We start from the raw sequence: 13,852 nt of genomic DNA, 5'->3' as shown, positions 1-13,852 counted from the left end.
GACTAATGGTGAAAAACAAATGGAAGATAGGCTTTTTTATTCTGTTGGGAGTTATTTCAGCCTCCATTTTGCTTTTTTGGATGTTGATTTCCTTGCCTGCTGAGGAATCGAAGATAGAGCCTGACAAAAGCAATGCGGCAAGGGATGATGTTTCCTTTCATGTATCGACGAACAAACGGGACCTGAATAGGGTGATCAATCATTACGTAGAAGAAGAAGCAAAAAACAGCCAGTTTGAATATCAAGTATTGCTGACAGATGAGGTTGAATTATATGGAACGATCCCCATTTTCAGTCAGGAGTTGGAATTGAAGCTGACGTTTGAACCGCAGGCTTTGGAAAATGGAGATTTAATCCTGAAACAAAGATCAATATCAGTTGGACGATTGAACCTTCCCGTATCAACCGTGCTTAAGTTCGTTCGGGACAGCTACCATTTGCCCACAGCAGTGGATATTCAGCCAAATGAAGAAAGAGTTTACGTCTCCATGCAGAAACTTAAGCTGAAAAGTGATTTAAAGGTTCGTGTGAATGAATTTGATCTAAAGAAGGACAATCTTAAATTTACATTACTGGTTCCTGCAGATTAGAAAGGTGCTCTTAACGAGTGCCTTTTTGCATGATTTTTGGCGAACTGCAGAATTCTTAAGCAAATAACAATGGCCGGTCTCCCGGCCAGGATCATCCCTGTAATAAAAGTACTTCAAGCGGTGGCTCACCCTTTGCTGATCCAACTGAAATAATCGTGTAGGCGTTATTAGGCTGCAATTTGACATCCGGGATCGTCAATACCGTGTTTTTGGTGTTAGCTATTTTTGCTTCCAGTGAGATGGTCATTGGGGTTAGTGCCAAGTACGTGCTAGCTTGTTTATACCGTATATTTGGGAAAAGGATATCCCCATTCATTCCAGCAATATCTACTGCCGGGGCATCTGGTGATAGATGGATGAACCTAGCTTTTGTTTCTCCGACTGGTGTTTGCGGGTGATCCTCGAATATCAGTAACTGAAGTTTATTGGCAGTGCCAGCAATTGCCGCAGTGTAGATTCTTCCTGGTTCGAGAGCAATCTTTTTGCTGATGACAGTTGAAACGCTATCTCCCGCAGGATAGATGTCAACCTGGTATTTTCCAGGTTGCAGCTGCATATGGCTGCTATTGTTTTTATAATCAAAGTCACGTAGTACCCGGCTGCCATTTAAATAAATATCAACTGCCTTAAGCTCCGGGGAAGCGTGCAAGAAACGTATCATCGAAGGAAAAGAGTTTGGTGTACTCATTGGTGCTGGATAGGAACGCATTAACTGTACAGCTTTGTTCAGGTTTCGTAAATGTTTATGGTAGTACATGACGTGCATATTCGGGTCAATGTATTTATAGTATTTCGCCAATAAATCATAAATAGCAGCTTTATGAAGGTATTCATTCTGATTTCTGGTGGACATACCGCTCACTCCTTAACTAGAATACTCAACTGTAAAATATGCAAATTGGGCATGATCGGTGCGGAACCGGGTATAATGAACAGGGAAAATGATAAAAAAGGGTTTACATGAAGGGGATTTTTCCATATACTGAAGATAACTATACGAGAGGTAGGTGGAGTGCAATGAGCAGAATGTTAAATGTTATTATGATGACTGTTACTTATTGCACGTCCCAACCTAAGCGGCACAATTGACTATTCGTCTTTTTTCTACATGCTTATGAAACCACGGGACTGTGCATTCCTGTGGTTTTTTTATATTAAATAAGCATGCTGGAGGAATAAATTGAATGAATAAACTTGAAAGTATCGGAATGACTGCTGAAATAAAAAAATATTTTGAGGAAGATCGATTTCAAGGTTATAAGCTGGGCAGGATTGCCTTGGAGCATAAGCATAGTTTCAGGGTGTGGCTTGAAGAGGGAGAATATCTCTGTACCCTTTCAGGCAAATTGACATATGAAGCCAATAGCCGGGATGACTTGCCAGCAGTTGGTGACTGGGTTGCCGTCAAGACCTCACCAGGTGAAATGCGTGGAACAATCCGGGGTATCCTGCCACGAAAAAGTAAGTTTTCCAGAAAGGCTGCAGGTCAAGTCACCGAGGAGCAGATTGTCGCTGCTAATATTGATACGGTGTTCATCGTAAATTCACTTAATGATGACCTGAATTTAAGGCGGATTGAAAGGTATCTTTTGCTCGCCTGGGAAAGCGGTTCGAATCCCGTCATCATATTGAGCAAAGCAGATTTGGAGCCGGACCTTGAAACAAAGCTGGAACTGGTGGCAGGTGTGGCTATTGGGGTTCCTGTAATACCAGTGAGTGTACTTGTGGAAACCGGGATGGAGGAATTACAAAGATATCTAGCCCCAGGACGAACGGTCGCTTTAATCGGATCGTCAGGAGTCGGAAAATCAAGTCTGGTCAATTATTTCTCAGGATACGAAAAACAGCTAGTACAGGAAATTCGTGAAAGCGATGATAAAGGCAAGCATACAACAACACACCGGGAGATGGTATTGCTGCATGATGGTGCTGTCCTCATTGACACACCGGGTATGAGAGAGATTCAGCTATGGACAGGCGAAGAGGGTTTTGGCGAAAGCTTTGCAGATGTCGATCAGTTCACCGAAGAATGTAAATTTCGAGATTGCACCCACGGTAACGAGCCTGGATGTGCAGTTCGGTCTGCGATTGACGAAGGACTCCTGGATGAAAGCAGACTTGCCAGCTATAAAAAGCTCCAAAAAGAGCTGGCATATATTGACCGGAAGGTGGATAAGAAAGCACAAGCTGAGGAAAAAAAGCATTGGAAAAATATCAATAAAGAAATTCGCCAAAAAACAAAATATAAATGATCATGAGCAAATAGCCTCTTCTTCGGAAGGGGCTTTACTGTTGAGTGTTTTAAATGTGTTTTTTGCTTTAAAAGTTATACAATAGGGAATAAGTATTTGAGTAGAGGTTATTTAGAGATAGGAAGAGGTGTTTTTATGAATAAAGGAAATCAGGCGCTTGCGACTTTTGCCGGAGGGTGTTTCTGGTGTATGGTAAAGCCGTTTGATGAGCAGCCAGGCATCTACCATGTTGTTTCCGGTTATACAGGAGGCACGAAGGAAAATCCTACATATGAAGAAGTCTGCGGTGAGGTGACTGGCCATTATGAAGCCGTGCAAATCATATTTGATCCCGAGGTCTTTCCTTATGAGGAAATAGTAAAACTATATTGGCAGCAAATTGATCCTACCGACCCGGGCGGGCAGTTTTATGACAGGGGTCCATCATACCAGACGGCGATCTTCTATCATGATGAACAACAGAGGCAGCTTGCAGAAGAGTCGAAACGAAAGCTTGAGGAGAGCGGTCTGTTCTCAAAGCCAATCGCTACTAAAATTCTGCCGGCAAAAACCTTCTACCCTGCTGAAATCTATCATCAGGGGTATTATAAAAAGAATCCCGAACGGTATCAAGCTTATCATAAAGGTTCTGGACGTGAAGCTTTTATCAGGCAACATTGGGGGGAAAATAAATGAAGAAGAATCAAGAAGATTTACAGAAAAGGCTGACGCCGATGCAATATGAAGTAACACAAAACAATGGGACAGAACCGCCGTTCCATAATGAATATTGGAATGATGAAAGGGAAGGGATATATGTAGATATCGTCTCAGGAAAACCATTATTCTGCTCCCGTGATAAATACGATGCTGGTTGCGGCTGGCCAAGCTTTACGAAACCAATTCAAGAAGAAGAAGTTATCGAAAAACAGGATCGGAGCCATTTCATGGTCAGGACCGAGGTGCGAAGCAAAAGTGCGGATGCCCATTTGGGCCACGTGTTTGATGATGGACCAGGAGAAAACGGACTGAGGTATTGCATCAATTCGGCTGCACTAAGGTTTGTTCCGAAAGAAAAGTTGGAAGAAGAAGGATATGGAGAGTTTCTAAAACTGTTCCACGATTGATCATAACGAACGCAGAAAGGGATGGTATGTATGTTTAAGAAATTGTTTGGAAAAAAGGAGGAACCGATTAAAACGATCCAAATTCTAGCACCGATTACAGGGAAAGCAGTCCATCTGAATGAGGTTCCGGATCCTGTTTTTTCTGAAAAAATGATGGGGGACGGTTTGGCGATTGAGCCAGCAGAGGGAATAGTAGTTGCGCCGGTAGACGGGGAAATTATTCAGGTTTTCCCTACCAAACATGCAATAGGAATCAGAGCAAGGAATGGGGCAGAGATTCTCATTCATATTGGACTGGAGACGGTTTCCTTAAAAGGGGAAGGTTTCGAAACCCATGTGAAGCAAGGAGATCAAGTAAAAGCTGGTCAAAAACTAGTAACCTTTGATATGGAAATTATCAGAGAAAAAGCGAAGAGTACGATAACCCCGATTATTATCACGAACACCGACCAGGCTGCCTCCGTAAAAAAATGGACAGAAAGCAATGTCGAAAGAGGATCCACACCAATTCTTGAAGTAACCTTTGAATAGGGAACAGCCGCTGATGTTTGTCAGCGGCTGTTTTGTTTCCCGTTTTTTTCTCCATTTACAGAAGTCATTCCTCCAGATAGGATGAACTTCATTGCATCCTCAGGTTTTACATCGAGAATTTCAATGTCTGCTACTGGAATCAGAAAGGTAAAACCGGCTACTTGAAAAGTTTGCGGTATATAAACGGCAACGTGTTCTGATAATGTTTCATGAAATACCTGAAGGTTGTCAGAAGTAATGAACCCAAGACTTTTCATATTGGTTCCCGGTACCGTAACCAATGCTACTTTTGAAAACGACTTTTTATCGCCAAGAAAAGAATGGACGGTATCTTTGATGACGGAGTAAATCGTTTTGACGAAAGGGATTTTTTCCAGTAGTCTGTCAACAAGCCTGATGATGCTGCCAGTGATGAATCGGGTCGATAGCCAGCCAAGAAATGTAATCAAGACCAATGTTGTCAGCAGGCCGATACCTGGTATATAACTTTCTTTTAAAAAAGGCTTCAACACATTTCCTAGGATACTATCCAGAAACATGAAAGTTTTATAAATCACATAAATTACGAGGATAATCGGGACAATGGCAAGAATGCCGTTCATGAAATTTTTGAATATACTTCTCATAGTTTCTCCTTCGGTAATGATTGCTGCCCTTTCAAAAAATACGGGCATATAAATAGATCATACACTCTCTTATCAGAAATTTCTATATTATTTTTTCTCCTCAACAGCAACGATGATGGAAGAAATTTGAACCATTGTTTTGTCGCTTTTATTATGTGGAGATGCTCCTTCTAGTGTTTCAAAACGGACCGTGTGCGGGCCACTTTCAAGTTCGCTTGCAATAAATAGGAAGCGCTCGCGCAAGAACGGCCACCAGGTGGAAATGGTCCGCACATAGTTTCCATCTATATAAACGTTTACCAATCCGCCATTTTGACTTCTTGTTGCCTTCACTCCAAGAATGGATCCCTCAAACTCATATTCGAGAGAATCACCGGGATGTTTGCTAATATTTACGCCATTTTGACTTTGAAAGCCATTGCTGGCATCGGGGTGTTTTTTTTCAGCCAAATAGATTGCTTGATTCCTGGTCAACGGTTTCGGATAACCGGCAATATCCGATTTCTTCTGAATATGATTTTTGATCAGTTCCATTATGGAATAAGCATATAGTCGATACCCTTTTCCATTTGGGTGTACCATATCGGTCGTCAGCTGTTCTGTCAGCATACCTGATTCCTTGAAAGGGGTTCGCATGTCCAATGACTTAGCGCCATAATGGAAAGAAATTCTGTAAATAGCATCTGCAAATTTTTCCTGTCTTAAAGGATTTTCAATGATTGTGATCACTTCCGAGTTAGGGTAGCGTTCTTTTGCTGTTCTGATCAGCCGCTCATAGAAAAAAGTGAATTGCTCGGCGTCCATATATTTCCGATCATTTTCACCAAAAAGGACGAAAATGAGGTCGATATCACGGGATTTTGGAGCTTTTTGCAGTTTAAATAACCCTTCAAATGCAGTCGCCCCGCTTTGGACAATGCTATTCCGGCGTGCCTCGGAACCGCTGAAATCTCTAAGAAGCATCTCAAACTGGCTATGCCATGTTAGGTCTTTTGTTTCTGCTCCAGCTCCTCGACCAATGCTGTCTCCGATAATCAAGTAATTGATCGAGGAACCGGCGGAGATTTTTTCATAAACATTTACATCTTCGGACAAGTATTGTTCTGATTGAATCGCTAAAAAGGAAATCACTGTGGCTGTAAGCAAAAGGAGGGTCATAACTTTTTTAGCGCTGGATTTCATAATCGACGAACCTTTCGGATTTGGTTTTGTTATTCCATTTTACCGTTTTGTCGTCCGTAAATGAATGGAAAAAGTGGCAAGGACGCGAAAAATGATATAGGAAAAAATAGGCTAATGCACAAACAGGTCAAGTACCCATATCATACCGTAAAGGGAAAGCAATATAAAAAAACGAGGAGTGATTTATAAATGTACGGATATGATAATGCCCCAATGCCTGTCAATGCCCCAATGGCAATGGCACCGTCCTATGGGACCTTCTGCGGCGGAGGTTACCCTTATGCTTATGCAGGAGCTGCCAGTGGTGGATACGGTTATGGCGGTTTTGCGCTGATCGTGGTACTGTTCATTTTGTTGATTATCATTGGTGCTTGCTACAACTAAACTGATAAAAACACGAGTCGTAAATAGTTCACGAGGCTGTCAGCTAACAAGGCAGCCTTATTGTTTTTGCGAACAATTTTTCATCTGAATTTAATTTCGTTCGTGTTTTGATTGACTAATTCGTGTTTATTTGGTATATTTGCCATTGGTTAAGCAAAAAACTGAAGTGGTGGGGGATCAGAATGAAACCAAACTATGATGTGATTGTCGTTGGAGCAGGTCCGGCAGGGATTTTCACTTGCTACGAGTTATCGTTAAAGATGCCAGAAGCGAATGTTCTGCTTGTAGATAAAGGTCACGATATTTATCGAAGAAACTGCCCGATTTTACAAAAGAAAATCGAAAAATGCCCACCGCCATCAGGAAAAAAAGATTTTGCAGGATGCCTGCCAGCGTGTTCGATCACCAATGGTTTCGGCGGGGCAGGTGCCTATTCCGATGGAAAATTCAATATAACAAGTGAATTTGGCGGCTGGATGACGGATTATCTTCCCGCTTCTAAAGTGGTCGAACTAATTAACTATGTAGATCAAATCAATCTTAAGCATGGCGCAACAGAAAGCATAACAGACCCATTGACTGACAAGGTTCGCGAAATCGAACGAAGGGGTTATGCAGCAGGATTAAAGCTGCTAAGAGCTCAAGTGCGCCACCTCGGTACAGAACAAAATCTTGAGATTTTAAAGGATATATTTGAATACTTAAAAGAGAAGGTAGACATGGCGTTCAAAACGGAAATCGAGGATTTGATTACAGAGAAAACGCCTGTCGGTCATAAAGTAACAGGTATAGAACTAAAAAATGGAGAGAAAATTCTTGCTGATAAAGTCGTGGTTGCACCTGGTCGTGACGGTTCCAAATGGCTGACAAAGCTTTTAAAAAAGAGAAAACTTAAGATGATCAATAATCAGGTCGATATTGGTGTTCGAGTGGAAACTTCCAATGTCGTCATGGAAGAAATAAATGAACATTTATATGAAGGAAAGTTTATCTTCCATACGTCAGTAGGGACCACCGTCCGGACCTTCTGCAGCAACCCATCTGGACATGTTGTTGTCGAAAATCATTCTGGAATCATGCTGGCAAATGGCCATGCATATAAAGATCCTAAACGTGGAAGCAATAACACGAATTTCGCCCTGCTTGTGTCTCATACCTTTTCTGAGCCATTCGATCAACCAAATGAATACGCCCATGAAATCTCCCGTTTGGCGAATAGCCTTTCAAACGGTGGGCTGATTGTGCAAAAATACGGAGACCTTTTAAAAGGACGCAGATCAACGGAAAAAAGAATCAAAGAGGGTTTTCTTGAACCAACATTAAAAGAAGCGGTACCAGGAGACTTAGGGTTAGTTCTCCCGTATAACACCCTCAAAAGTCTGATAGAAATGACGGAAGCTCTGAACATGGTTACCCCTGGACTTGCTTCAGAACATACATTATTCTATGGAGTGGAAGCGAAATTTTATTCCGCACGTCCAAAGTTAAATGACAAATTTGAAACGGAAATCCGTGGCCTATATGTTGGCGGAGACGGCGCAGGCATTACGCGCGGACTCGCACAGGCAAGCGCCTGTGGAGTGTGGATAGCCACTGATATTATCGAGAAGGCAAAATCAGGTCGAATAGCTGAACCTGTACTTAGCTAGTAAACTGCTTACACACTGCCTTTTCTTTCCAGAATAAGAAAGTATAAAATTACTTTGAGAATTGTCCAGCTCCAGCGCCTAGCCCCTCGAGACGCTTGTCTAGTGTCGCCTCCTAGAAACTCCGAAACTTCAACTCCAACGGCAGAAGCAAAAAGCGCTTCTTCCGTTGGAGTCTCCAGTTTCTGCGTTTCTGGGCAGTCGGCTATACTTTTCGGTTTCGGTCCGCCCAATGAAGTTAAAGAACAACTTCACTGGTCGGATCTCCAGCGCTTGTCGGGGCTGACCAAGGCGCTTGCGCTTTTCTGATAGAATAGTAGATATCATAGAAGAGGCGGGGAGAATATGTTTGCACCAAAGTTAATGCCTGGGGATGAAATTCGGATCATCGCACCAGCGACAAGCATGATCATTTTGAAGGAAGCCCAACTGGACCTGGCTGTTGAAAGATTGACGAAGCTTGGATTCAAGGTGACATTTGGCAAGAATGCTGATGCTCATGATGAGTTTTACAGTTCCTCAATTGAGGAACGAATCGAGGACTTGCATGATGCATTTATCGACCCGAATGTAAAAGGAATTTTAACGGCGATAGGCGGATACAATTCCAATCAGCTTTTGAAATACATAGACTTTCATTTGATCGCTCGCAATCCGAAGATTTTATGCGGTTACAGCGATATAACGGCGTTGCAGCTGGCAATCTATCAGAAAACCGGGCTGGTAACATACTCAGGCCCGCACTTTTCGACTTTTGGCGTGAAGTATGGGCTGGAATATACATTGGATTCATTTTTGGATGCAGTTACCAATGATGCACCATATGAAATTTTTCCTTCTGAAACATGGTCAGATGACGCCTGGTATTTAGAACAGGAAAACCGGGTATTCCACGAAAACGATGGCTATATGGTCATTCGGGAAGGGGAAGCTCGGGGAAGGTTGATTGGCGGCAACCTTTGCACCATGAACCTGCTTCAAGGTACAGAATTTATGCCAAACTTGAAAGATAGCATCCTGTTTATGGAAGATGATGAAGAAAGTCATTCCAGAAGTTTTGATCGAGACCTTCAGTCACTTCTTCACCTTCCAGATGCCGCTTCGATAAAAGCTCTTTTGATTGGTCGTTTTCAAAAAAATTCTAATATTACCGAAGAGGCCTTAAGAAAAATCATCTTGAACAAAGAAGAATTAAGGAATATTCCGATCATCGCAAATGTGAATATTGGACATGTTCAGCCATTCGCGACCGTGCCGATTGGATCTATTGCGACCATAAAAGCAGATAAAGAGGAAACGGAAATCTTTATTGAACAAACTGAATAGACATTGATGGGGCACCTAAAATAGGTGTCTTTTTTTGTAGTATCAGAATTTATATGTTGACCCTTTGTTGTTTTGCTGTAAATGGTGTGATGATTTTTTTCCTATATAAGAAAGATTCCCGTTTTGGATTCATATAATTTACAGAATATCCGTTTGATTTTAATTGCGGTGAATGGAGTGAAGTTATGCGGCCGTCCTATTTAATCAAACCTGCCCTGGATGAGAGTTATCCGGAGATTGACTACGGGAAAGGAATTTATCTTTTTGATCAAGCTGGAAAGAGGTATCTTGATGCTTCATCTGGGGCTGTTACGGCAAACATTGGACACGGAGTTCCGGAAATCATTCTGGCGATGCATGAACAGTCCAAGCGAGTTTCATTTGTTTATCGTTCTCAATTCACTAGTGAACCGGCAGAAAAGCTGGCTGAAAAACTAGCTGATTTATTGCCTGGTGACCTGAACTGGAGCTTTTTTGTAAACAGTGGGTCAGAAGCGACAGAAACCGCTCTGAAAATTGCAATCCAGTACTGGCAGGAAAAAGGGATCAAGTCAAAAACAAAAATTCTCTCAAGGTGGGTTAGTTACCATGGTATCACGCTTGGAGCACTATCGATGTCAGGGCATCCCGGAAGAAGAGCGAGGTTTGTGCCATTGCTTGAGGAGTTTCCGACGATTTCGCCTCCGTATTGTTACCGCTGTCCCTATCAAAAATCAGCGCCGGAATGCGGTTTTTTATGCGCTATCGAGCTAGAAACTGCGATAAAAAGGATCGGAGCTGACCATATCGCCGCATTTATTGCAGAACCAGTGATTGGCGCTGCCGGGGGAGCGATCTCGCCACCGGAAGACTACTACAAAACAATAAAAAGGATTTGCGAGGAAAACCACATCTTATTTATTGCTGATGAAGTTATGACAGGATTTGGCAGAACTGGGCCCATGCTTGCCATAGAGCATTGGAATACGATTCCCGATATTGTTGCCCTTGGCAAGGGGATGGGTGCAGGTTATGCGCCAATAGCAGCAACCGTCGTGAGTGATCATGTGATGGAGCCAATCCTCAAGGGTTCCAAAGTAATCATAAGCGGCCATACTCTAAGCGCTAATCCTCAATCATGTGCTGCTGCTTTAGCGGTTCTCGAATACCTTGACAACCATCAAATTTTAAAAGAGGTAGAATCGAAGTCTGTTTATCTGAAAAATAAGCTCGATCGCTTAAAAACCCAATTCCCCTTTATTGGAGAGGTTCGGGGGAAAGGCTTGCTTTTTGGGTTGGAGTTTGTCCAATTTCCTGCAGCGAAAATCCCGTTTGACCCGAGCGTAAAACTGACGGAGCTGGTTGTTAGAACAGGCAGAGACCATGGAATATTGCTGTATCCTGCGGGAGCCGGCCTTGATGGACTGTCAGGGGACGCAGTCATCATCGCACCACCACTAACCGTAACCAAGCGTGAAATAGACGAACTGATTGCCCTTTTGCAAACAACATTCATCGAAGTATATAAGACACTGGGGGTTCCTTTGGAAAATGGAGTGGATGAATAGATGGAAAATCCATTCGGAAAAATTACGACGCTTGAGCAGGCTATGGAATATTTCTATGACGGAATGACCTTGATGTTTGGCGGGTTTGGGGGAGTCGGTTCCCCTCCCGCTCTGATAGGGGGCATTCTAGATAAGAACATTCAAAATCTTGTGTTGATTGGAAATGATACAGGTTTTCCAGAAATCGGTATCGGTAAAATTGTCAGCCGAAAGAGGGCTAGGAAAGTGATTGCCTCCCATATTGGCTCGAATCCTGTTGCAGGAGAGCTAATGACTAGGGGGGAAATGGAGGTGGAGTTCTCGCCGCAGGGAACATTAATGGAACGGATAAGAGCGGGTGGGATGGGGCTTGGCGCTATTTTAACGGATGTTGGGGTCGATCATGAGTTTGTTGCAAAGGACAAACAAAAGCTAACTTTGAACGGCAAGGAATATTTGATTGAAACAGCGCTGACAGCAGAAGTCGCGATCGTTTATGCAAAGAAAGCCGACCCATTCGGAAATCTGGTTTTCGATAAAAGCGCGAGGAATACGAATCCGCTCGTGGCGATGGCGGGAAAAATTACTATAGCTGAGGCAGAGGAAATTGTGCCGCTTGGCAGTCTGGACCCAGAGGAAATTGTGATACCTGGTGTTTTCGTGGATAGGGTGATTCCATCTTGTGGGGTGAATTGGAAATGGGCATGGGAATAGATGTCAGAAATAGAATGGCTATGAGGGCTGCCGAGGAGATCACTTCTGGGATGGTAGTCAATCTGGGCATTGGAATCCCTTCTCTAGTGCCTAACCATCTGCCCCGGAACATACAGGTGATGTTCCATGCCGAAAATGGAATAGTTGGAATGGGTGCATCGCCTGAAAAAGGATGGGAAGATGAAAATTTATGCAATGCTGGAGGGTTTCCGGTTACGACCATTCCAGGTTCTTCCTATTGTGACAGTGCGATGGCATTTGGAATGATTCGGCGAGGACTCGTTGACCTCACCATACTCGGTTCTTTGCAAGTCAGCGAAAAAGGAGACATTGCGAACTGGATCGTCCCCGGCAAAAAAGTTCCGGGAATGGGTGGGGCGATGGAGCTGGCTCAAAAGGCAAGGAAAGTTGCTGTGCTGATGTACCACACCGACAAGAACGGGGTGTCCAAATTGGTAAAGTCATGTTCTTTGCCACTGACTGCCTCCAACTGTGTCGATATCGTGATCACCGACCTGGCAGTTTTTAAAATAAAGGAAGGCTCCATGATTCTTTCTGAACTTTTTGCGCCATATACCATTGCTGAGGTTACAGCTAAAACAGCCTGTGAATTTTCCATTGCTGAGAATCTCCGGTTTATTGATTATGAAAGGAATTGATACCGTGCAAGTTGCTGAGGAAAAGGTGCGGAAATATATTAAGGAAATTAGAATCAAGGGAACACGTCTATTACAAAAAATGGTACAGGAACCAAGTACAAGGGGAGAAGAAAGCAAAGCTCAGGCTGTTGTAATTGAAAAATGCCGTGAGTTAGGCCTCGAAATGGATATCTGGGAAATCGGAGGGGACGGACTTGCTAGCCACCCAGCGTTTTGCTCTGATCGCAGCAATTTCAAAGGTACCCCAAATGCGGTTGGAATCATGAGGGGAACGGGCGGAGGGAAATCAATGATCCTGAATGGTCATATCGATGTGGTTCCCGCCGGTGATAGCAACGATTGGCATCGGGATCCTTACAGCGGATATATTGAAAGTGGCAAGCTTTACGGCCGAGGCTCGACGGATATGAAGGGCGGTACTGCCTCCTTGCTGATGGCGATAGAAGCGATAAAAAATACAGGGATCAAGTTAAAAGGAGATGTCATTTTCCAGAGCGTAATCGAAGAAGAAAGCGGCGGGGCAGGGTCGCTTGCTGCCGTATTAAGAGGTTATAAGGCAGAGGCAGCAATCATTCCGGAGCCAACGAACATGAAACTATTTCCTAAGCAGCAGGGCTCTATGTGGTTTAGGATTGCAGTTAAAGGCAAAGGTGCCCATGGCGGCACAAGCTATGAAGGAATCAATGCGATTGAAAAAGCGATGCTGGTAATTGATAGACTGAGAACATTGGAGAAGGAGAGAAACGAGAGAATAACGGATCCGTTTTTTGATCACATTCCAATACCAATTCCGATCAATATCGGCAAACTACATGCCGGTGACTGGCCTTCCTCCGTTCCTGACCTGGCGATTATTGAAGGCAGGATGGGGGTTGCCCCAAATGAAACACAGGAGGAAGCCAAACGGGAAATGGCTGAAGCGCTCTCCGATGTCAGCGTCATGGACGCTTGGCTGAGAATACACAAGCCTAAACTAGACTGGTTTGGTGCAAGCTGGGTACCGGGCGATCTGGATCCAGAGCATGAACTGGTTCGAGTCCTATCTGAAAGTTACACAGCTGTCAAAATACAGAAACCTTTCATTGAAGCCTCTCCTTGGGCGACAGATGGCGGCATCCTTTCAAAAATTGGTGGAATCCCGGTTGTGGTTTTTGGGCCAGGGGTCACGGAAATGGCACATCAGGCAAACGAATATATCAAGCTAGAGGATGTCTTTGATTCGGCGGAAATCATTGCTCTCACTTTGCTTAAATGGTGTGAAATCAGTGAATAGCAGGCATTACTAACATTGGGGAAGGAAGGAAGAAACG

At 43.5% G+C, this 13,852-nt stretch carries 15 protein-coding genes; 12 read left to right on the top strand and 3 right to left on the bottom strand.

The annotated features are described in order from the left end of the window. The first annotated feature begins 5 nt into the window (after positions 1–5). Positions 6–590, top strand: a complete 585-nt coding sequence (locus J2S25_RS00905) for a YpmS family protein (protein WP_044393302.1) — start codon at positions 6–8, stop codon at positions 588–590. A gap of 91 nt (positions 591–681) precedes the next feature. Here J2S25_RS00905 and J2S25_RS00900 read toward each other — a convergent pair whose 3' ends face one another. Continuing rightward, positions 682–1,443 carry a DUF4397 domain-containing protein gene (locus tag J2S25_RS00900; RefSeq protein ID WP_307190989.1) on the bottom strand — a complete coding sequence of 254 codons (762 nt, stop codon included), beginning with the start codon at positions 1,441–1,443 and terminating at the stop codon, positions 682–684. A 331-nt stretch (positions 1,444–1,774) separates the two neighbouring features. Between J2S25_RS00900 and rsgA the strand changes: the two genes are divergently transcribed. The 4 genes from rsgA to J2S25_RS00880 all read left to right on the top strand — a co-directional run bounded on the left by rsgA (position 1,775) and on the right by J2S25_RS00880 (position 4,479). Beyond that, positions 1,775–2,842 carry a ribosome small subunit-dependent GTPase A gene (gene rsgA / locus J2S25_RS00895; protein WP_052807000.1) on the top strand — a complete coding sequence of 356 codons (1,068 nt, stop codon included), beginning with the start codon at positions 1,775–1,777 and terminating at the stop codon, positions 2,840–2,842. 135 nt (positions 2,843–2,977) lie between these two features. Continuing rightward, positions 2,978–3,517, top strand: a complete 540-nt coding sequence (gene msrA / locus J2S25_RS00890) for a peptide-methionine (S)-S-oxide reductase MsrA (protein WP_307190988.1) — start codon at positions 2,978–2,980, stop codon at positions 3,515–3,517. Beyond that, positions 3,514–3,948, top strand: a complete 435-nt coding sequence (msrB, locus tag J2S25_RS00885; protein ID WP_044393307.1) for a peptide-methionine (R)-S-oxide reductase MsrB — start codon at positions 3,514–3,516, stop codon at positions 3,946–3,948. The genes msrA and msrB overlap by 4 nt, the downstream gene beginning before the upstream one ends. A 30-nt stretch (positions 3,949–3,978) precedes the next feature. Continuing rightward, the gene (locus J2S25_RS00880) at positions 3,979–4,479 is read left to right on the top strand and encodes a PTS sugar transporter subunit IIA (protein ID WP_044393308.1); all 501 of its coding nucleotides are present in this window, start codon (positions 3,979–3,981) and stop codon (positions 4,477–4,479) included. Between the two features lie 20 nt (positions 4,480–4,499). Here the strand turns inward: J2S25_RS00880 and J2S25_RS00875 are convergent, their stop codons facing one another. Next, a complete protein-coding gene (locus J2S25_RS00875; protein WP_044393320.1) occupies positions 4,500–5,105 on the bottom strand; it encodes a DUF502 domain-containing protein in 606 nt (201 codons plus the stop codon). A gap of 87 nt (positions 5,106–5,192) precedes the next feature. Next, positions 5,193–6,287: an SGNH/GDSL hydrolase family protein gene (locus J2S25_RS00870; RefSeq protein ID WP_307190987.1), complete on the bottom strand. Its 1,095-nt coding sequence runs from the start codon at positions 6,285–6,287 to the stop codon at positions 5,193–5,195. A 237-nt stretch (positions 6,288–6,524) separates the two neighbouring features. On the opposite strand from J2S25_RS00870, the gene J2S25_RS00865 reads away from it, so the two are divergent. From J2S25_RS00865 to J2S25_RS00835, 7 genes are all read left to right on the top strand, one after another. Continuing rightward, complete coding sequence (locus J2S25_RS00865; RefSeq protein ID WP_084221789.1) at positions 6,525–6,671, top strand: YjcZ family sporulation protein; 147 nt, start codon at positions 6,525–6,527, stop codon at positions 6,669–6,671. Positions 6,672–6,853: 182 nt separating this feature from the next. Beyond that, complete coding sequence (locus J2S25_RS00860; RefSeq protein WP_307190986.1) at positions 6,854–8,320, top strand: NAD(P)/FAD-dependent oxidoreductase; 1,467 nt, start codon at positions 6,854–6,856, stop codon at positions 8,318–8,320. 342 nt (positions 8,321–8,662) lie between these two features. Then, entirely contained in the window at positions 8,663–9,643 is a 981-nt protein-coding gene (locus J2S25_RS00855; protein ID WP_307190985.1) for a S66 family peptidase, read from the top strand. Positions 9,644–9,828: 185 nt separating this feature from the next. Further along, positions 9,829–11,190 carry an aspartate aminotransferase family protein gene (locus J2S25_RS00850; protein WP_044394411.1) on the top strand — a complete coding sequence of 454 codons (1,362 nt, stop codon included), beginning with the start codon at positions 9,829–9,831 and terminating at the stop codon, positions 11,188–11,190. After that, the gene (locus tag J2S25_RS00845; RefSeq protein ID WP_044394410.1) at positions 11,191–11,883 is read left to right on the top strand and encodes a CoA transferase subunit A; all 693 of its coding nucleotides are present in this window, start codon (positions 11,191–11,193) and stop codon (positions 11,881–11,883) included. After that, the gene (locus J2S25_RS00840; RefSeq protein ID WP_044394409.1) at positions 11,868–12,542 is read left to right on the top strand and encodes a 3-oxoacid CoA-transferase subunit B; all 675 of its coding nucleotides are present in this window, start codon (positions 11,868–11,870) and stop codon (positions 12,540–12,542) included. Before J2S25_RS00845 ends, J2S25_RS00840 begins: the two co-directional genes overlap by 16 nt. Then, positions 12,529–13,815, top strand: a complete 1,287-nt coding sequence (locus J2S25_RS00835; protein ID WP_044394408.1) for a peptidase — start codon at positions 12,529–12,531, stop codon at positions 13,813–13,815. Before J2S25_RS00840 ends, J2S25_RS00835 begins: the two co-directional genes overlap by 14 nt. The last annotated feature ends 37 nt before the right edge of the window (positions 13,816–13,852 follow it).

The organism is Mesobacillus stamsii, from assembly GCF_030814065.1.
Classification (GTDB): Bacteria; Bacillota; Bacilli; order Bacillales; family Cytobacillaceae; genus Mesobacillus; species Mesobacillus stamsii.
The sequence above is the reverse complement of the archived record's forward strand: the minus strand, read 5'-3'. Positions and strand labels throughout refer to the sequence as shown.